The following is an 18,934-nucleotide window of genomic DNA, read 5'->3' on the forward strand; positions in this document are numbered from 1 at the left end:
TAAAACACTTGCCAAGCCGGTAGCCGCTCCATATAATCTTAGCTTCTCTAGGCTCGTAGCTCAGCTGGTTAGAGCACCACCTTGACATGGTGGGGGTCGTTGGTTCGAGTCCAATCGAGCCTACCAACGAATTGAGAATGCCTGGTCTCCGGGCGTTCGATGCAGTAAAGAACTCAACGCGAACAAGGCGAATACGGTTATGACACCGCGAACGTTGACCGAAACGACTTCGGAGCGACGCTAGTCGAGGAACGTTTTCGCCCTTTCAGTTTGAGTGAAGTATCGAATGCGGCCCCTCGAAAGCGGGGCCGCATTTTTTTTGTCGCGAAATTTTCACGCGTGATTTCTGATCTCGCGTTCCTGGTCTGCCGCCCACTGTCGGCATCACGGAGATTGCCATGGTTTCGATACGCTTGCCTGACGGCTCAGTTCGACAATACGAGCATCCGGTGACAGTTGCCGAGGTCGCGGCCTCGATCGGTCCCGGTCTTGCGAAGGCTGCGCTTGGCGGCAAGCTCGATGGCGAGCTCGTTGATACGTCCACGGTGATCGACCGCGACGCGTCGCTCGCGATCATCACGGACAAGGATGCCGACGGTCTCGACATCATCCGTCACTCGACCGCGCACTTGCTCGCGTATGCGGTGAAGGATCTGTATCCGGACGCGCAGGTGACGATCGGTCCGGTGATCGACAACGGCTTCTATTACGACTTCTCGTACAACCGGCCGTTCACGCCGGAAGATCTGGAAAAGATCGAAAAGCGCATGCAGGAGCTCGCGAAGAAGGACGAGCCGGTGACGCGCCGCGTCGTGTCGCGCGACGAGGCGGCCGGTTACTTCCGCAGCATCGGCGAGAAGTACAAGGCCGAGATCATCGAGTCGATTCCGCAAAGCGACGAAATCAAGCTGTACTCGCACGGCGGCTTCACCGATCTGTGCCGCGGCCCGCACGTGCCGTCCACCGGCAAGATGAAGGTCTTCAAGCTGATGAAGGTCGCGGGCGCGTACTGGCGCGGCGATTCGAAGAACGAGCAGCTGCAGCGCATCTACGGTACGGCCTGGACGAAGAAGGAAGATCAGGACCAGTACCTGCACATGCTCGAGGAAGCGGAAAAGCGCGATCACCGCAAGCTGGGCAAGCAGCTCGACCTGTTCCACATGCAGGAAGAGTCGCCGGGCATGGTGTTCTGGCATCCGAAGGGCTGGGCGCTGTGGCAGCAGGTCGAGCAGTACATGCGCCGCCGCGTGAACGACGCCGGCTATCTCGAGATCAAGACGCCGATGATCATGGACCGCTCGCTGTGGGAGGCGTCGGGCCACTGGCAGAACTACCGCGAGAACATGTTCACGACGGAGTCGGAGAAGCGCGACTACGCGATCAAGCCGATGAACTGCCCGGGCCACGTCCAGGTGTTCAAGCACGGCCTGCGCTCGTACCGCGACCTGCCGCTGCGTTACGCGGAATTCGGTTCGTGCCACCGTAACGAGGCATCGGGCGCGCTGCACGGCCTGATGCGCGTGCGCGGCTTCGTGCAGGACGATGCGCACATCTTCTGTACGGAAGACCAGTTCATTTCGGAATCGATCGCCTTCAACACGCTGGCCATGAGCGTGTACAAGGACTTCGGTTTCGAACACATCGACATCAAGCTGTCGCTGCGTCCCGATCAGCGCGCGGGCACGGACGAGACGTGGGATCGCGCCGAGCAGGGCCTGCGCGACGCGCTGACGGCCTGCGGCCTCACGTGGGAAGAATTGCCGGGCGAAGGCGCGTTCTACGGCCCGAAGATCGAGTACCACATCAAGGACGCGCTCGGCCGTTCGTGGCAGTGCGGCACGCTGCAGCTCGACATGGTGCTGCCGGAGCGCCTCGGCGCCGAGTACGTGGCGGAAGACAACAGCCGCCGCCGGCCGGTGATGCTGCACCGTGCGATCGTCGGGTCGATGGAGCGTTTCCTGGGCATTTTGATCGAGCACCATGCTGGTGCAATGCCGGTTTGGCTCGCGCCGTTCCAGGCAATTGTGCTCAATATCGCCGAAAGTCAGGCCGAATATGCGCAGTCCCTGGCCCAAACGTTGCAAAAACAAGGGGTTAGAGTGGCGGCCGATTTGCGCAACGAGAAGATTAGCTATAAAATACGCGAGCACACGCTGGAAAAGGTGCCTTATCTCCTCGTCGTGGGCGATAAGGAGCGTGATGCGCAAACGGTAGCCGTGCGTGCCCGTGGCGGCGTCGATCTTGGCGTAATGCCGGTCGAAGCCTTCGTTGAGCGTCTGCAGGAAGACCTGCGCTCGTTCAAGTAACCGCCCTGGCAGCGCGGCTCGTTTTTTTAATTTTTAGAGGAAACGTAACATCGCTACTGATAAGTCGTCGCACCGCATCAACGGTGAAATCACTGCGCCGGAAGTGCGTCTGGTCGGGATCGAGAACGAACCGCTCGGTATCGTAAAACTCGCTGATGCTTTCCGTAAATCGGAAGAACTGGATGTTGACCTGGTGGAAATCGCGCCGCAAGCGGTTCCCCCGGTTTGCCGTCTGATGGATTACGGCAAGTTCAAGTACCAGGAATCGAAGAAGCAGCACGAGGCGAAGCTCAAGCAGAAGGTCATCCAGGTCAAGGAAGTCAAGTTCCGCCCGGGTACCGATGACGGTGACTACAACGTCAAGCTCCGCAATCTCGTGCGCTTCCTCGAAGAAGGCGACAAGACGAAGATCACGTTGCGTTTCCGCGGCCGTGAAATGGCTCACCAGGAAATCGGTATGCGGATGCTTGAGCGTCTGCGCACGGATCTCGAGGAAGTCGGTCAGGTCGAGCAGATGCCGAAGATGGAAGGGCGCCAGATGATCATGGTGCTCTCGCCGAAGAAAAAGAAGTAACGGGCCCGCGCGCGTTGCGCGCGAGTTCGGCAGTGGTTCGGCGCGTGGCCCGGTCAGGGCGGCGCGCCAACAATGACGGTGGCTGCGCAAGCGGTCCGCCGTACACAAGTGGACTGGGTTTCGAAGGGCGGGTCAAGGGCGCAAGCCAACCGCACACCCATCGCCATCTAATAAACTGGAGTTGTTCGTCATGCCTAAGATGAAGACCAAGAAGAGCGCTGCAAAGCGCTTCGTGGTGCGTCCGGGCGGTACCGTCAAGCGCGGTCAAGCCTTCAAGCGCCACATCCTGACCAAGAAAACCACGAAGAACAAGCGTCACCTGCGCGGCGCAACGGCAGTTCATGATTCCGATCTGAACTCCGTCCGCGCAATGCTGCCGTTCGCGTAACCCCTCAACTGATACTCTAAGGAGAGAAACATGCCTCGAGTCAAACGTGGGGTAACCGCACGGGCCCGCCACAAGAAGATCATCAACCTGGCCAAGGGTTATCGCGGCCGCCGCAATAACGTCTACCGCATCGCCAAGCAGGCGGTGATGCGCGCTGGTCAGTACGCGTACCGCGATCGCCGCAACAAGAAGCGTGTGTTCCGCGCACTGTGGATCACGCGTATCAACGCGGCAGTTCGTCAGCACGACATGACCTACAGCGTGTTCATCAACGGCCTGAAGAAGGCGTCGATCGAACTCGACCGTAAGGTGCTGGCTGACATGGCGGTGTTCGACAAGGCTGCTTTTGCTGCGATCGTCAAGCAGGTGAAAGCCGCCGTTGCAGCCTAATTGCGAAATTAGCACTGCGTGGTTAGTTGCAGCGATGTTCCGGTAGTTTCGGCCGCTGCAGCGAAAACGGGGCTCTTCCGAGCCCCTTTTTTGTTTGGTGGGGCAGTTTCGCTCGCCAAGACCGAATGACGTTGGAAATGATGGGATCTATGGATCTGGACCAGATTGTCGCCGACGCGCAGCAGTCCTTCGAACAGGCTGCCGACATCACCACGCTCGAAAACGAGAAAGCACGATTTCTCGGCAAGTCGGGTGCGCTGACCGAGTTGCTGAAGGGCCTCGGCAAGCTCGATCCCGAAGCACGCAAGACCGAAGGCGCACGCATCAACGTCGCGAAGCAGCAGGTTGAAGCCGCGCTGACCGCCCGTCGCCAGGCACTGGCCGACGCGCTGCTGAATCAGCGCCTCACTGCCGAAGCGATCGACGTGACGCTGCCCGGCCGCGGCGCCGGTGCTGGCAGCCTGCACCCCGTGATGCGCACGTGGGAGCGGGTCGAACGGATTTTCGGCTCGATCGGTTTCGATGTGGCCGACGGCCCCGAAATCGAGACCGACTGGTACAACTTCACGTCGCTGAACAGCCCGGAGAACCATCCGGCGCGTTCGATGCAGGACACCTTCTACGTCGAAGGCAAGGATGCCGACGGCCGCCAGTTGCTGCTGCGCACGCACACGAGCCCGATGCAGGTGCGTTATGCGCGCATGAACCGTCCGCCGATCAAGGTGATCGCGCCGGGCCGCACGTATCGCGTCGACAGCGATGCAACCCACTCGCCGATGTTCAATCAGGTCGAGGGGCTGTGGATCGACGAAAACATCAGCTTTGCCGACCTCAAGGGCGTCTATACCGACTTCCTGAAAAAATTCTTCGAGCGCGACGACATCCTCGTGCGCTTCCGTCCATCGTATTTCCCGTTCACGGAACCGTCGGCCGAGATCGACATGATGTTCGAGCAAGGCAAGAACGCCGGCAAGTGGCTCGAGATTTCCGGTTCGGGGCAAGTGCATCCGACCGTGATTCGCAACATGGGCCTCGATCCCGAGCGCTACATCGGCTTCGCGTTCGGCAGCGGCCTCGAGCGCCTGACGATGCTGCGCTACGGCGTCCAGGATCTGCGGCTGTTCTTCGAGAACGACCTGCGTTTCCTGCGCCAGTTCGCATAACGCCGCCCGCCGCGCCGACCTGTGCCCGCGCACGCCCCGACGGACGATCCGACGGGGCCCGGGCGTCGATCTAACCTGTTTCGAACGTAGACATCCATGCAATTCCCTGAATCCTGGTTGAGAACCTTTGTCGACCCGCAGCTGACGACCGACGAACTGTCGCACGCGCTGACGATGGCGGGGCTCGAAGTCGAATCGCTGAGCAAGGCTGCGCCGCCGACGTCGAAGATCGTCGTCGGCCGCGTGCTCGAAGTCGTCAAGCATCCGGATGCGGACAAGCTCAATGTCTGCCAGGTCGACGCCGGCACCGGCGCGACGCTGAACATCGTCTGCGGCGCGCCGAACGTCGCGCCCGGCATCAAGGTGCCGGTTGCATTGGTCGGCGCCGAACTGCCGCCGGCGGAAGAGGGCGGCAAGCCGTTCGCGATCAAGCTGTCGAAGCTGCGCGGCGTGGAGAGCCAGGGGATGCTGTGCTCGGCACGCGAGCTGAAGCTGTCCGAGGACCACAGCGGCCTGCTGGTCCTGCCGGAAGATACGCCGGTCGGCCAGGATATCCGCGAGACGCTCAATCTCGACGACACGATCTTCGAAATCAAGCTGACGCCGAACAAGGCCGACTGCCTGTCCGTGTTCGGTATCGCGCGCGAGACGGCCGCAATCACCGGCGCGCCGCTGACGCCGGTCGACATCCGTCCGGTGCGCGTCGAGCTCGACGAAACGCTGCCGGTGCGCATCGCCGCGCCCGATCTGTGCGGCCGCTTCTCGGGTCGCGTGATCCGCGGCGTGAACGCGCGCGCGAAGACGCCGCAATGGATGGTCGAGCGTCTCGAGCGCTCGGGCCAGCGCAGCGTGTCCGCGCTCGTCGACATCTCGAACTACGTGATGTTCGAACTCGGCCGCCCGTCGCACGTGTTCGATCTCGACAAGATCCACGGCGGCATCGAGGTGCGCTGGGGCAAGCGCGGCGAATCGCTGAAGCTGCTCAACGGCAATACCGTCGAACTCGACGAAACGGTCGGTGTGATTTCGGATGCCGCCCAGGTCGAAAGCCTGGCCGGCATCATGGGCGGCGACAGCACGGCCGTCACGCTCGACACGACCAACATCTATCTCGAAGCCGCGTTCTGGTGGCCGGACAGCATCCGCGGCCGTGCGCGCAAGTACAACTTCTCGACCGATGCGGCGCATCGCTTCGAGCGCGGCGTCGATTACGCGACGACCGTCGAGCACGTCGAGCGCATCACGCAGCTGATTCTCGAGATCTGCGGCGGCAAGGCGGGCCCGGTCGACGATCAGTCGGTGAACCTGCCGCAGCGCGCACCGGTGAAGATGCGCGTGTCGCGTGCGAACCGCATCATCGGCGTGAAGATCGGCGCCGACGAGATCGCCAGCATCTTCACGCGCCTCGGCCTGTCGTTCGAGCGTGAAGACGACGCGTTCCTCGTCACGCCGCCGTCGCACCGCTTCGACATCGAGATCGAGGAAGACCTGATCGAGGAAGTGGCGCGCATCTACGGTTTCGAAAAGATTCCGGCGCGCCCGCCGGTCGCGACGAGCGAAATGCGCGCGACCAACGAGACGCGGCGCTCGATCCACGACATCCGTCACGCGCTCGCTGCGCGCGACTACGCGGAAACCGTCAACTTCAGCTTCGTCGATGCGGAGTGGGAGCACGATTTCGCCGGCAACGACAACCCGATCAAGCTGCTGAACCCGATCGCGAGCCAGCTTTCGGTGATGCGCACGACGCTGTTCGGCAGCCTGGTCGCCGTGCTGCGCCACAACCTCAACCGTCGCGCCGATCGCGTGCGCGTGTTCGAGTCGGGCCGCGTGTTCCTCGCCGATCCGTCGGTGAAGGCCGGCGAACTGGCGGTCGAGGGCCATGCGCAGCCGAAGCGTGTCGGCGCGCTGGCATACGGTCCGGCTGTCGACGAGCAGTGGGGCGTCGCCACCCGCGCGGTCGATTTCTTCGACGTGAAGGGCGATCTCGAAGCGCTGCTGGCGCCGTCGGCCGGGCGCTTCGTGAAGGCCGAGCATCCGGCTCTCCACCCGGGCCGCAGCGCGCGCATCGAAGTCGATGGCCGTGCGGTCGGCTGGATCGGCGAGCTGCACCCGCGCCTGATGCAGAAGTACGAGTTGCCGCACGCGCCGGTGATGTTCGAGATCGACGCGGACGCGCTGATTGCGCGTGCGCTGCCGGCGCCGACCGAGGTGTCGAAATTCCCGCCGGTACGACGCGATATCGCCGTTGTCGTCGATCAGGCGGTCGAGGTTCAGGCACTTTTCGACGAAATGAAGAAGGCACTTGCCGAAGAGGCCTGCCGATTCGTTCAGAAGGTTGTACTCTTCGACGAATTTCGTGCAAAATCAAATACTTCCGGTGGCCTTGCCGCGCACGAGAAGAGCCTTGCCTTCCGCGTGACGCTGCAGGACGCGGCTGGCACGCTACAGGACGAGGTCGTCGACCAGGCGATCCAGACGCTGGTCGAGCGGATGGCTCGCGCCGGTGCGCGCCTGCGCGGCTAAGGAGAGGGCCCGCCCGTTCGCGGGCGGCTCTTTTCCATCGTAAGTTTTGATTCAACGCGCTGTATGGCAGATATGAACGACATGACCTCGAGTGAATTCGAAGCCCTCCTGACGGCGCAACGCAGCGCCATGAACCGCGACGCCTCGGCGCCGGCGTCCCCCGAGACGCCCACGCTGACGAAGGCGGAGCTGGCGGAGCTGCTGTTCGACAGCGTCGGGCTGAACAAGCGTGAAGCGAAGGACATGGTCGAGGCGTTTTTCGAGGTGATCCGCGACGCGCTCGAAAACGGCGAAAGCGTCAAGCTGTCGGGATTCGGCAATTTCCAGTTGCGCGACAAGCCGCAGCGTCCGGGCCGCAATCCGAAGACGGGCGAGGCGATTCCGATCGCGGCGCGCCGGGTGGTAACCTTCCACGCGAGCCAGAAGCTGAAGGCGCTGGTCGAAAACGGCGCGGAGTAAGCGCCGCACGCAGCAGTCTCCGCGCGGCCGCCGCGCACCCTTACCGACGGTTAACCGACGATGACCACCACGGTTGAGAAAGTCGTTTTGCCTCCGATTCCCGCGAAGCGCTACTTCACGATCGGTGAAGTCAGCGAACTGTGCGGGGTCAAGCCGCATGTGCTGCGTTATTGGGAACAGGAATTCACCCAGCTGCGGCCGGTGAAGCGGCGCGGCAATCGTCGGTATTACCAGCATCACGAAGTGCTGCTGATCCGGCGGATTCGCGAGTTGCTGTACGAGCAGGGATTCACGATCAACGGTGCGCGCAACCGGCTCGATTCGCCGGGTAGCCCGCGGGGCGGGGCGGAACCGGTCGAACCCGAGCTGCAGGCCGCCGATGCGCGTGCATCGGGCAAGCCGGGCGTAACGGTCGACGTCATCGCGCTGCGGCAGGCGCTGCTCGACGTGATCGACGGACTGAAGCACGACTGAGCGCGACGCGCGAACGAGATCGAGGGAAAAGCCCGGTTGGCGATACGCCAACCGGGCTTTTTTCATCGGTGCCGCATACGCGCATCAGCGCGACGCGAGCGGATTCTTCCGGCCCATGTCGACGACCAGCGTACCGTCCGGCAGCATCCGCACCGAGCCCTGCGCGACCTGGCTGCGATAACCGTACAGGTCGAAACGCATCGGGCCGGCCTCGGCCGAATTGCGGATCAACGCGCGTACGTTCAGTTCGAGCACGTTGAACATCTTCATGTCGCCGCCTTCCATCCACATGTAGCTCGGCGCATCGATCTGCGGCCGCTTCGGCGCCGGCGCGCCGGCCGCGCGCCGGAACGTGAGCCGCAGCCCGTCGCGCTCGACCGTGGCTTGCCCGAGCTTGCCGTTTAGCACCGGCGGCGGGAACACGGTGTACTGGTCGAGCACGAGCGTGTCGCCGCGCAGCGCCGCGCCGCGCCGCTGCAGCGGCGTCAGCGACGCAAGCTCGATGCCGAGCGAGCGCAGGAGCTTCGCCTGCGGAATGCCGAGCACCGACACCTGCGTCGGCCTGAACGCGAGGTGCCGGTCGTCGAGCACCGTCAGCGAGCCTTTCATGTCGGTCGGCAGCCAGACGCCCGGCACGTGATTCCACAGCTTGATGCCGCCCTGGACACGCAGGTCCTGGCCGTCCGCGCTCAATTGCAGGTCGTTCAGCGAACGCGGCGAGTAGTCGAGCAGGTAGTTGTTGAACAGCGCCGACATCGCCTTCCACGACTCGACGACCGTGCCGCCGAGAATGCGGATGTCGTACTGGTTCGGATCGTCGAGATCGACGGGCTCGCCGGGGCGCTTCGACACGAGTTCGACGTCGAGATCCTCGACATGGAAGCCGATGTCGCCGGACAGGTTGAAGTCGACGTTGCGCAGATGGATCGTCGGGTTGCGGTTCGACACGTGCCGTTCGTTGAATGGCGTGGTCGACGTGCGCCGCATCGCGACCTTCTGCATGCCCGGGCGCGCCGCGTCCGCGGCGAGCGCATAGGCTTCCCAGTGCTGGCGCACGTCGCGCAGCGCAGTCTGCTGCGCGGCAAGGAAACTGTCGTTCAGGCGCGCGGTCGCGTTGCCGAGCAGCGCGCCGCTGGCCGGGCCCGTGTACGAAGGCATCCGGATCGCCATCGCACCGCTTTCGTCGAAATTGAAATAGCCGGCCGACACCTGGTCGCGATAGTGATACAGGTCGAACACGAACGTCTGGTCGCGCTTCGACGGATCGACCGGGCCGATCAGGATGTCCGCGTTCATCGGCATCGAGCGCATGAACTTCACGTCGCCGCCGCGGATGTACATCGCCTGTTGCGGCGCATTCGCGGGCATTGCGAAGCCGGCATGCGTGCCGTCGTCGAGCGTCAGGTCGAGGCCGGCCGGCGTCACGCGCAGTGCGGTGAGGGTGATCTTCAGGCGCGGCGGCGGCATCAGCTTGTCGACCGCCATCACGAGATCGTCGCCGGCAAGCTGCGCGATCGGCGTCTGGACCTTCAGCAGGTCGGCCATTTTCACGTTGGCCGCGCGCATGACCGGTTGCGCGTTGATCCCCGACACGCGCACGCCGGTCGGGTGGAAGACGAGCTGGCTGCCGTCGCGGATCGCGAGCGTGCCGGTCAGCGAGAACGGCACCCAGCCGTCGCGCTGCATCTCGCCTTGCAGATGGATCACGCCGTCGCCGGCAGATACGGCCAGCTTGCGCAGCGGCGCGTTGCGGTAGCCGAAGATGTAGGTGTTGAAGAGGGCGGTCAGCTTGGCGTTGTCGAGCGTGACCGTGCCTTCGTGCACGTCGATCTCGAAGCTCGTCGGATCGTCGAACACGATCGGCGCGCCGGCCTGCGTCGGCACGAGCGTGGCTGACAACTGATGGATGAAGAAGCCGAGGTTGTTGACGATGCGGAAATCGACGTCGCGCAGGAACGTCATCGCGCCGTTCTGGCCCGAGTCGCGCAGCGTGAACGGGCGCGGCTGGGTGAGGCTGATCGATGCGAGCGACGGCACCGTGCGCGCGATCTGCTGCTCGTGCGCGAGGCGTTCGGCTTTGGTGCGTTCGATCTTCGTTGCCGCGATCGACGTGTTGCTGTCGCGCTGCGCGGCCGATTCCGCGCAGCCGGCGCACAGCAGGGCGAGCGCCAGCGCACCGCAGCCGAACACACGGGCGGGCGTGCGCGACGCCGGGCCGGCCGCGCGTGGCAGGCCGGAAAACCAGTCGAAAATTGCCAAAGGCGAGCGATGGCCGCGCCGGACCGGATTCCGCATCGTCTGTCTCCATGTCTTGTCGTGATCGACGGCGGCGCGCGCCACTGGACGGCGCGAGCGTCGATGCCGTGCAGTGTGTCATAGCGCGCTAGAGCGGCGTTACCAAACAACGGGCGCGCGGGCGCGGGGCGCCGGCGCGCTGCGGGACAATGGATTCGCGGTGGTCGCGCGGCCGGATCAAACGGTCGTTTGGTTTTTGCCGGGCGCCCGTCGGCGTCTTTTGCGCGACCGGGCAAATCCGTCGCGAGCCTTGGCTGGCGCGGGTTTGCCCGGATGGGCGACACGGCCGCCGGTCAGACCGGCCGCTGCTGCCGGATCGTGCTCTGCGCGGCCGGGTCGAGTTGCAGGCCGTGCTCGATATACGACGCCATCGAGTCGTACGAAGCCGTGACCTGATCGAATGCCACCTCCTGTCTCACGCAACGCGGCAAAGCCGGGCGGGCCGGGTCGACCGGCGTGCAGTCGGACGGTTCGCCGGGCGCGTCGATCTCGCGCCGGCCAGCCGCACGGTGGCGATGGGCGACGCATCGGCCATCGTCCCTTTCGATGAGGGCCGCATGCGGGAAGGGGCGGCCCGGGCCGTGCATCAACGGATACGCTCGGTGTTGACGGCGGGGTAAGATCGGCATCAGTGGCGGGTTCGATCACAACACGTTGGTCATCACGGGGAAGCGCCATGGACCTGAAGGAAGTCGACGTACTGGGTGCGGGGGCAGGCGATCACTGGTACTACGCGTCGAAGGCGAGCGCGATCCGACGGTTCCTCGGCGGGGCGGGCGCGCACCGGATCCTCGACGTCGGGGCAGGGTCCGGCTTTTTCTCGAAGCACCTGCTGGAACGCACGCAGGCATCGGAAGCGTGGTGTGTCGATACGAGCTACGCCGACGATACCGACGAGGAGACGGCCGGCAAGCCCATCCACTTTCGGCGGTCCGTCGAACGGTTCGATGCCGATCTCGTATTGCTGATGGACGTGCTCGAGCACGTCGACGACGATGTCGGCCTGCTGACGCAGTACGTGAGGGGCGCGCCTTCCGGCAGCCGGTTCCTGATCACGGTGCCGGCCTTCCAGTTCCTCTGGAGCGGCCATGACGATTTTCTCGAGCACAAGCGCCGGTATACGCTCGGCGGTCTCGAGGACGTGGTGCGTCGCGCGGGGCTCGACGTCGAGCACGGCGCCTATTACTTCGGCCTCACGTTTCCGCTGGCGGCGGCGTTGCGGCTCGGCGAGCGGGCACGTCGACAGCCGCGCGAGCCGGCATCGCAACTGCGCCGTCACCATCCGCTCGTCAACGGCCTGCTCAAGACGATCTGTCGTATCGAGTTGCCGATGTTCCGCTTCAACCGCGTCGCCGGATTGACGGTCATCTGTGTCGCGCGCAAGCGGTGAGTGCGATGCGAGGACCGCGTGGTCGGCGCGTGGCGCGCGCTGTCATGCGCGGGGGACGGACGCATGCATCAGGTGTCGTCAAGCTAGGAAATTTCACAAGAACATTCACAAAATGCATGCGACCCGATTCTAAATCGGAGAAGTGTCTGTTATACTTTTCTTCTTTCGGGGCGTAGCGCAGCCTGGTAGCGTACCTGCATGGGGTGCAGGTGGTCGGAGGTTCAAATCCTCTCGCCCCGACCAGACAAAGAACCCGCGTCAGTTCAGGCTGACGCGGGTTTTTTCTTGCCGGTCGCTTTTTTGCACATCGCGGCGCGGCCCCGGTAAAATGCAAGGTTGATCCACGGAAAGCGCCGTGATTTAGCGGAAGAGGATTCCCCGAACATGACTGATCTTCGTCTTACCATGCGGTTCGCTGCAGTGCTTGCCACCGGCGCGCTCGTTGCCGGTTGCGGTACGTCGTCGCCCACGAAAGTGGACTACAAGAGCGATTCGAAATCGAAGGAAGCGTCGCTCGCAGTGCCGCCCAACATGCTCGACGAGACGGCCGATCAGCGTTCGCTGCCGCCCCAGGGCGGCGCGACTTCCCTGTCTGCGCTTCAGCAGGTCCAGCAGGCGGCGCCTGCGCTGGACACCGTCGCGCCGGCCGTGGCCGGCATGCATATCCAGCGCGACGGCACCGAGAGCTGGCTCGTGATCGACGGCAAGCAGCCGGCCGACATCTGGCCGCAGGTCCGCCGGTTCTGGCAGGAGCAGGGCTTCCTGCTCGTGGTCGACCAGCGCGACAAGGGCGTGATGGAAACCGACTGGAACGAAACCCATCCGCAGATCAACGACGGGCTGATCCGCAGCGTGATCTCGAAGGCGATGGGCAACTCGTACGTGACGGCCGAGCGCAACAAGTACCGCACGCGTCTCGACTCGGCGCCGAACGGCGGCACCTACGTGTTCATCAGCCAGAAGGGCATGCGTGAGGCGATCACCGGTGCGAACAACGATTCGAGCAAGTGGGAGCCGAAGCCGAACGATCCGGCGCTCGAGACCGAATACCTGAAGCGGCTGATGGCCGTGCTCTCGCAGAATGCGCAGCGTGCGAAGAACGGCGAGCCGCCGATCGCGAACATCAAGGACAACACGGTACCGATCGAGAAGAAGGCCGACGCAGACGCATCGTCGAAGGCCGCGGCAGCGATCGCCGCGCAGAACGTCTCGCGCACGTCGGCACAGGGCAATGACGCGGCCGATGCGGCCGTGCCGTCGGAAGTCACGCTCGGCGAACCGTACGACCGGTCGTGGCTGCACGTCGGCCTCGCGCTCGATCGCGCGAACTTCACGGTCGACGATCGCGATCGCACGAAGGGTCTGTATTTCGTGCGCTACGTCGATCCGAAGGATCTGACCTCGGCCGAGCAAGGCTTCTGGAGCCAGCTGTTCCACGGCAAGAAGGAAAAGCAGGCGAAGCAGTACCGCGTCAACGTGAAGGCGCTCACGGCCGACCAGACGCGCGTTGCAATCGTTGACGATACGGGCGCGATCGACACGTCGTCGCCGGCACGCCAGATCATGGGGCTGCTCGTGAATCAGCTTCGCTGATCCCGGCGCGTCCCTGCATCACTGAAAAGCCCGCCGTTCGGCGGGCTTTTTTTATAGCCGCTCGCGCTTGCGTATGCATGTGCGAGCGGTTCGGTCCCTCCCTCGTGACGTTACGTAACATCCGCGCGTTACGGCGGCAGAACACGTGTCACATTGTCGCCATCGTCAAAAAATTTTCTTTTAAATCAACGAAGTGATCGGTTTTCAATGGCTGGCATGCAACCTGCTTTATATGTTGGAATTGTTGAAACAGGGAGGATGACGTCAGATGCCGGGCGGGCGCCGCGAGCGCCGGATCAACGGTATCGGCGTCTTCGAATGTCGGCGCGGCATGCGCCGGTGCAACCGATGACGATCCGCGCACGCGTGCGGATCTCGATGGCCCCGTCGCCTATCCTCGTAGGGCGACGGTTTCGCCCGCGCTTCTCTGAAGCGCGGGCTATTTTTTTGGAGCCGTCGGGCCATGTCGCATCGGCGTGGCCGATGCGCGACGCGTGATTCGCGTATTCTCGGACTTTTATCGATGAAGGAGTCGGGAATGGCGGAAATTGCAGTCGTGGCGCTGATCGTGGCGAAGCCGGGTGCCGAGGAAAAACTGCGCACCGTGCTCGAAGGGATCGTCGAGCCGACCCGTAACGAAGCCGGTGCCTTGCAGTACGACCTGCACCGGGATCTGAAGGAACCCTTGCGATTCGTATTCGTCGAGCGTTGGGAGAGCGAGGCGGCGCTGGCTGCGCATGCGCGCTCCGCGCACATTCTCGCTTATCGCGAAGCGGCCGCGGACTGGATCGAAAGTTCCGAAATCCGCGTGCTGTCGAAGCTCGTCTGAGCCGGGCGGGGCGACCGGACGTGTCCGGTCGCGGCGGCGCGTCAGTGCGACGCGCTGGGGACGTCGAGGATCAGGATGATCGTCCAGTCGGCGTCGCCGTCATGGTGATACTGGCGCTCGGCCACGATGAACGGCTGCTGCTTGCCTTGCGGGCCGAGGAACAGCACGTCGCCCTCCATCGGCAGGCACTCGATCGGCGGCAACGCGAGGAACGCGTCGGCCGAGCCGCGGGGCATCAGTTGCTTGATCTGGCGAGTGGCGGCTTCGGTCCACTCGATGTCGAGTTGAATGTTGCTCATGCTGTCCTCCGCACCGGGGTGCGCACGGGTGGAAAATTTCGGTGCGCGACTTTAGCACAGCGCGCAGGCGCCGCAACCAAAAAAGCCGAACCCGGTTGCCCGGATTCGGCTTTTTACTTGTGCGATGCCGCCGAACTTACTGGCTGGCAGCGTCTGCAGCCTTGGCCGCCTTCTTGCCGGCCTTCTTCGCTGCTGCCTTGTGATGAGCAGCCTTCTTGCCGTGGTGATGCTCTTCCTGCATCGCCGGCTGAGCGGCTTCGGCCGCTTGCTGCTGTTGCAGCGCCTGTGCGCGTTGCTCGATCTCGGAGATCTTGGCCGGATCGGTAATCGTCTTGATTTCCGTGCTCTCTTGCGCATACGCTGCGCCAGTCAGCGCCGACATCGCTACCAGGATAGCCAGGGACGTCTTCTTCATTGCTTTACCTCCGCTAAGTGGTGATGAACCCGAGTGTTGCCGTTTTGTCTGGCGACTGCAATCGAGTGCGTGTCGAGTGTAACAAAAGTGACGGATCAATGTGCACCGGATCGCGGCGCGACGCAAGGCCCCGTTGAAGTCGCGCAACACTTCGTGTACTTCGTCATGCGCATGCCATTCTGGGCGGATTCACTCCGTCCGTGCCCGTTTCCCCGCAGACTTTCAAAACCAGCCGAGCCACCGGTACACGTGGAATTGCGCAATGCCGACCAGTTCGTGCAGCGCCTGCTCGGCATTGGCCAGGTTGCGCCAGCGTGGCAGCCAGCCTGTTTGCGCAAGCCGGCGGTTCGCATAGACGGGCTGCGGATCGATGCCGAACCGGCGGAAATCGAGCAATGCACGGCGCATCTGGTACGACGACGTGACGAGAATGCGTGCGTCGTCATACTGTGAGCGTAGTATAGATGCAGTGAATTTTGCGTTTTCGTAGGTCGTGCGGCTGTCCGGTTCGAGAACGAGGTCGGTGGGAGCAACGCCTTCCGCGACGAGCTGGCGCCCGTATACGGCTGCTTCGGCTTCGCCGTGATGCTGCGGGTCGCCGCCCGACATCACGACGGTGCAACGCTCGGCCTGCTGTCGACACGTGCGATAGAGCGCCGCAACCTTGTGGATGCGCGCGGCGCCGTCGGGCGGCGCGCGCAGCCCGTTGTCGGTGCGGCGCGTGCCGGAGCCGAGGAGAATCAGTGTGGTCCGCCCGTGCATGACCGGGTGCTCGACCGGTGTGACGCCGGCCTCGGTCCAGGCGATCAGCGGCGCGGCGAGCCAACCCGTTGCGAGCAGCCAGAACAGCGCAATCGCGGCGATCGAGATGATTCTCCGCCGCTTGCGGCAGAGCATGAAACCGATGAAGAGAAGTACAAATGAATCGAACAGAATCAATTTGATTGGGGTATGGTGTCTTTTTATGGACGGCTGACGATCCGGCCCTGAAGCGACGCCGAACGTCGGCCTCCAGAATCGGTGGCGGTGTCGGCGGGCGGAGACCCCGCCCGGCGCGCCGCTTCGCATTGTCGCTGCACTTTAAGAAAGAATCGAGATGGCCACGTATTCCAACGAAGCGGTGCTCGACGCATTGAGACGAGTGCAGTACCGCCAGGTACCGTGGGCACGCCGCCCGGGCGTGTTCGAGTATCTCCGTTCGCTCGGGCTGATGGACACGGTCAGGCAGAAGACCGTCGCGCCCGCGCCGGGCTTTCATGCCCCGGTCGACATCGCCGTACTGACCGAAACCGGTCGAGCCGAATTCTCGCGCCTCGAGCGCGACGAGAAATTACTTTCCTGGACCGATCGCCGCATGGACGACTACGCATTGAGCGAAGCGAGCGCCGTGGCGATTCTCGAAAGCCGCTTGTAGCGGCGGAGCCTCCCGGCGCGTGCGTCCCGCGCGAGCGGTCATGTCAAAAAAAAGCCCGTATCGCGAGGATACGGGCGTACCGGATACTTTTGCTGTTGCCACGCTGTGCTCATGGCAACGATGTGACTCGTCGCTTGCGGCGCAGTTCCCGAAAGCGGGTACTTTCTTTGGCGAATGCCTGAAATCGGCAGGACTACGGATGACGCGGCACGTCGGACGGCTGCGAGCCGATGCGCGCCCGCGCGTTGCTGGCGATATCGCCGCGCAGGTCGCCGCGCGGCACGGTCTGCCGGCCGGGCGCGTTGGCGGACGGCGGTTGGCGCGGCGTATTCCGGTGATCCTGCTGGCGGTGAGGCGGCTTCGTGCGATCGTCGGCATGGGCTGGAGCGGTCAGCGCCATGGACATGACAATGCCGCATGCAACGAGCAGTGACATTGGTCTCATGGCGGGGGCTCCCTTCAAGCCGTCGATGCGGCCTGTTGATATGTCGCTAAGGTAAGCGCGGGAGTGCAGGCTTGCTGTAAATATTGGTAAATAGTTGTATCGCGGCACGACAACGGTAATCGACGGCAAGGCAGGCGTCGCGAAAAGATCGCGCCGCAGAAAGAAACCGGGCGGCCGAAGCCGCCCGATCGAGCATGCGTTACGCCATCTTGACGGGCGCGCGCCAGGATTCCGGGTTGGTCCAGAAGGCGCCGCGCAGCCGGTCGCGGCTCGGCGGTGCAGGCGGCTTCGCTGCGCTCGCGCCGATGCGCCCGCGCAGCGAGATCTGCCGGCCGCTCGTGCCGAGTCGCTTCACGATTTCGGCGAGCGTACCGTCCGCCTGCCATTCGTCGAAGCGGCGACGGCAGGTCGGCGGCGACGGGTAGCGGCCCGGCAGCTTCGACCAGCCTTCACCCGTCGACAGCACCCACAGCACGGCGTTGACCACCGAGCGGGCTTCCACGCGGGGACGGCCGCGCCGTTCACTCCGTGCGGGTTCCGAGCAAAACAGACCCTCGACCAGCGCCCACTCGTTATCTCTCAAATCGTCGAACAGCATCATGTCCTCACCTCAGCGAAGCTAACTCCGGTGCGCTGCCCTGCGCCGCGCACTCTTCAAGCACTCGATCGTCGAGTGCCGGGTGGGGGCGTCCGGTTGGCCGGCAGCGGCGTTTCTACTCTTCCGTCCGACGAAACCTGCGCCCTGTGCGCAAGGTAATGCACGAAGCGTGCCATGTCAGAGGTGATTCCCTTGAGAGCCGCTTGGCAGCGAGCTAACGGCTAAGTCAGCTAGGGGCGTATAAGACGCCAAAATAACCCGCCAGCAAATCGGGACAATCACCAATCTTGTGCAGTTCGCCCGTACCACGTGCGTTTGCGAATGTATTGCACCGCAGCGAAACATGCGCGATGAGGGTCGGATTCGCCCATCGAGCCCGGATTCGTGCATTAAAATCGTGCATCGATATCGACGATTGATGAGGGCGGGAAATGAACGTCACGCTGCGCCAGCTTCGCGTATTCATCGAGGTCGCGCGGCTCAAGAGCTTCAGCCGTGCGGGCGACGAGATCGGGCTCACGCAATCCGCGGTCAGCCGCTGCGTGCGCGAGCTCGAGGCCGAACTCGGGCTGAAGCTGATCGACCGCACGACGCGCGACGTGCAATTGACCGATGTCGGTGCGAACCTGATCGCGAGCGTGTCGCGCCTGCTCGACGATCTCGACGACACGCTGCGCGAGATTCGCGAGATCGGCGAGCAGCGTCGCGGGCGCGTGATCGTCGCGGCGAGCCCGACGATCGCCTGCCGTCTGATGCCGCGGGTGGTCGCATCGTGCGAGCGCCAGTTCCCGTTCGTGACGCTGGGCCTGCGCGACGACGTGCAAAGCGACGTCCTGCGCAAGGTGAAGTCGAGCGAAGTCGACTTCGGCGTCGTGATCGGTCCGCTGACGGTCGCCGATCTCGTGTGCGAACCGTTGATGACCGATTCGTTCTGCCTCGTCGCGCGGGCCGATCATCCGCTCGCGGCACGGGCCGAGGTGCCGTGGACGGCGCTGGACGGCGAGCGCCTCGTGCTGCTCGACCATGCGTCGGGCAGCCGGCCGCTGATCGACGCCGCGCTGGCCGCCCATCACGTCAATGCGACGGTCATGCAGGAGCTCGGGCATTCGGCGACGGTGTTCGGGCTGGTCGAGGCGGGCGTCGGCGTGAGCGTGCAGCCGTGGCTGTCGCTGCCGCTGCCGGCCGGCTCCACACTGGTCGCGCGGCCGCTCACGCCGCGCACCGAGCGGACGGTCGAGCTGGTGCGCCGCCGCGACCGGTCGCTGTCGCCCGCGGCCCAGGCGATCTGGGAACTCGTGCGGCAGATGCCGGCGCGGGCAGAGGATCTCGACTGACGCGCGCCGACTTGCACCGGCCGGGTGTGCAGGCCGGTACAC

19 protein-coding genes, 2 tRNA genes and 1 pseudogene are annotated in these 18,934 nt (G+C 63.9%); 15 read left to right on the forward strand and 7 right to left on the reverse strand.

The genetic code is table 11. The annotated features are described in order from the left end of the window. Positions 1-49 precede the first annotated feature (49 nt). The 9 genes from AC1VVG_RS07605 to AC1VVG_RS07645 all read left to right on the forward strand — a co-directional run bounded on the left by AC1VVG_RS07605 (position 50) and on the right by AC1VVG_RS07645 (position 8,280). Positions 50-126, forward strand: a tRNA-Val gene (locus AC1VVG_RS07605). A gap of 272 nt (positions 127-398) precedes the next feature. Next, the gene (thrS, locus tag AC1VVG_RS07610; RefSeq protein ID WP_059557842.1) at positions 399-2,306 is read left to right on the forward strand and encodes a threonine--tRNA ligase; all 1,908 of its coding nucleotides are present in this window, start codon (positions 399-401) and stop codon (positions 2,304-2,306) included. Positions 2,307-2,355: 49 nt separating this feature from the next. Next, a complete protein-coding gene (gene infC, locus AC1VVG_RS07615; protein WP_071734130.1) occupies positions 2,356-2,880 on the forward strand; it encodes a translation initiation factor IF-3 in 525 nt (174 codons plus the stop codon). A 190-nt stretch (positions 2,881-3,070) separates the two neighbouring features. Further along, the gene (gene rpmI, locus AC1VVG_RS07620; protein WP_004191477.1) at positions 3,071-3,268 is read left to right on the forward strand and encodes a 50S ribosomal protein L35; all 198 of its coding nucleotides are present in this window, start codon (positions 3,071-3,073) and stop codon (positions 3,266-3,268) included. Positions 3,269-3,298: 30 nt separating this feature from the next. Then, positions 3,299-3,658: a 50S ribosomal protein L20 gene (gene rplT, locus AC1VVG_RS07625; RefSeq protein ID WP_004192938.1), complete on the forward strand. Its 360-nt coding sequence runs from the start codon at positions 3,299-3,301 to the stop codon at positions 3,656-3,658. A gap of 149 nt (positions 3,659-3,807) precedes the next feature. Continuing rightward, positions 3,808-4,821, forward strand: a complete 1,014-nt coding sequence (gene pheS, locus AC1VVG_RS07630) for a phenylalanine--tRNA ligase subunit alpha (RefSeq protein ID WP_034190158.1) — start codon at positions 3,808-3,810, stop codon at positions 4,819-4,821. Positions 4,822-4,917: 96 nt separating this feature from the next. Further along, positions 4,918-7,347 (forward strand): phenylalanine--tRNA ligase subunit beta, encoded by a 2,430-nt coding sequence (gene pheT / locus AC1VVG_RS07635; protein ID WP_034190157.1) that lies wholly within the window; start codon positions 4,918-4,920, stop codon positions 7,345-7,347. Between the two features lie 72 nt (positions 7,348-7,419). Further along, positions 7,420-7,806 (forward strand): integration host factor subunit alpha, encoded by a 387-nt coding sequence (locus AC1VVG_RS07640; RefSeq protein ID WP_034190156.1) that lies wholly within the window; start codon positions 7,420-7,422, stop codon positions 7,804-7,806. Between the two features lie 60 nt (positions 7,807-7,866). Then, positions 7,867-8,280 carry a MerR family transcriptional regulator gene (locus AC1VVG_RS07645; protein WP_034190155.1) on the forward strand — a complete coding sequence of 138 codons (414 nt, stop codon included), beginning with the start codon at positions 7,867-7,869 and terminating at the stop codon, positions 8,278-8,280. A gap of 84 nt (positions 8,281-8,364) precedes the next feature. Here the strand turns inward: AC1VVG_RS07645 and AC1VVG_RS07650 are convergent, their stop codons facing one another. Then, the gene (locus tag AC1VVG_RS07650) at positions 8,365-10,575 is read right to left on the reverse strand and encodes a lipoprotein (RefSeq protein WP_034190176.1); all 2,211 of its coding nucleotides are present in this window, start codon (positions 10,573-10,575) and stop codon (positions 8,365-8,367) included. A gap of 676 nt (positions 10,576-11,251) precedes the next feature. On the opposite strand from AC1VVG_RS07650, the gene AC1VVG_RS07655 reads away from it, so the two are divergent. The 3 genes from AC1VVG_RS07655 (at position 11,252) to bamC (ending at position 13,558) form a co-directional block, all read left to right on the forward strand. Further along, positions 11,252-11,965 (forward strand): class I SAM-dependent methyltransferase, encoded by a 714-nt coding sequence (locus AC1VVG_RS07655; RefSeq protein ID WP_059557838.1) that lies wholly within the window; start codon positions 11,252-11,254, stop codon positions 11,963-11,965. 166 nt (positions 11,966-12,131) lie between these two features. Next, a tRNA-Pro gene (locus AC1VVG_RS07660) sits at positions 12,132-12,208 on the forward strand. A 141-nt stretch (positions 12,209-12,349) separates the two neighbouring features. Beyond that, complete coding sequence (bamC, locus tag AC1VVG_RS07665) at positions 12,350-13,558, forward strand: outer membrane protein assembly factor BamC (protein ID WP_482835451.1); 1,209 nt, start codon at positions 12,350-12,352, stop codon at positions 13,556-13,558. Positions 13,559-13,706: 148 nt separating this feature from the next. Here bamC and AC1VVG_RS07670 read toward each other — a convergent pair whose 3' ends face one another. After that, the gene (locus AC1VVG_RS07670) at positions 13,707-13,922 is read right to left on the reverse strand and encodes a hypothetical protein (RefSeq protein ID WP_482835452.1); all 216 of its coding nucleotides are present in this window, start codon (positions 13,920-13,922) and stop codon (positions 13,707-13,709) included. A 174-nt stretch (positions 13,923-14,096) separates the two neighbouring features. Between AC1VVG_RS07670 and AC1VVG_RS07675 the strand changes: the two genes are divergently transcribed. After that, positions 14,097-14,387, forward strand: a complete 291-nt coding sequence (locus tag AC1VVG_RS07675; protein ID WP_034190152.1) for a putative quinol monooxygenase — start codon at positions 14,097-14,099, stop codon at positions 14,385-14,387. Positions 14,388-14,428: 41 nt separating this feature from the next. Here the strand turns inward: AC1VVG_RS07675 and AC1VVG_RS07680 are convergent, their stop codons facing one another. The 3 genes from AC1VVG_RS07680 to AC1VVG_RS07690 form a co-directional block, all read right to left on the reverse strand. Next, entirely contained in the window at positions 14,429-14,686 is a 258-nt protein-coding gene (locus AC1VVG_RS07680) for a hypothetical protein (RefSeq protein WP_011884572.1), read from the reverse strand. 136 nt (positions 14,687-14,822) lie between these two features. After that, entirely contained in the window at positions 14,823-15,101 is a 279-nt protein-coding gene (locus AC1VVG_RS07685) for a hypothetical protein (protein WP_011351789.1), read from the reverse strand. Positions 15,102-15,323: 222 nt separating this feature from the next. Continuing rightward, positions 15,324-16,040 (reverse strand): YdcF family protein, encoded by a 717-nt coding sequence (locus tag AC1VVG_RS07690; RefSeq protein WP_034190151.1) that lies wholly within the window; start codon positions 16,038-16,040, stop codon positions 15,324-15,326. A 157-nt stretch (positions 16,041-16,197) separates the two neighbouring features. Between AC1VVG_RS07690 and AC1VVG_RS07695 the strand changes: the two genes are divergently transcribed. Then, entirely contained in the window at positions 16,198-16,515 is a 318-nt protein-coding gene (locus AC1VVG_RS07695; RefSeq protein ID WP_034190150.1) for a hypothetical protein, read from the forward strand. 193 nt (positions 16,516-16,708) lie between these two features. On the opposite strand, the gene AC1VVG_RS07700 is transcribed toward AC1VVG_RS07695, so the two are convergent. Both AC1VVG_RS07700 and AC1VVG_RS07705 read right to left on the reverse strand, forming a co-directional pair. After that, positions 16,709-16,960, reverse strand: a complete 252-nt coding sequence (locus tag AC1VVG_RS07700; RefSeq protein ID WP_034190149.1) for a hypothetical protein — start codon at positions 16,958-16,960, stop codon at positions 16,709-16,711. 202 nt (positions 16,961-17,162) lie between these two features. Continuing rightward, a pseudogene (locus AC1VVG_RS07705) lies at positions 17,163-17,558 on the reverse strand (transposase); the annotation flags it as partial. Between the two features lie 431 nt (positions 17,559-17,989). On the opposite strand from AC1VVG_RS07705, the gene AC1VVG_RS07710 reads away from it, so the two are divergent. Beyond that, positions 17,990-18,892: a LysR family transcriptional regulator gene (locus AC1VVG_RS07710; protein WP_034190148.1), complete on the forward strand. Its 903-nt coding sequence runs from the start codon at positions 17,990-17,992 to the stop codon at positions 18,890-18,892. Positions 18,893-18,934 lie beyond the last annotated feature (42 nt).

The sequence above is a fragment of the Burkholderia sp. L-4 genome, from assembly GCF_056856535.1.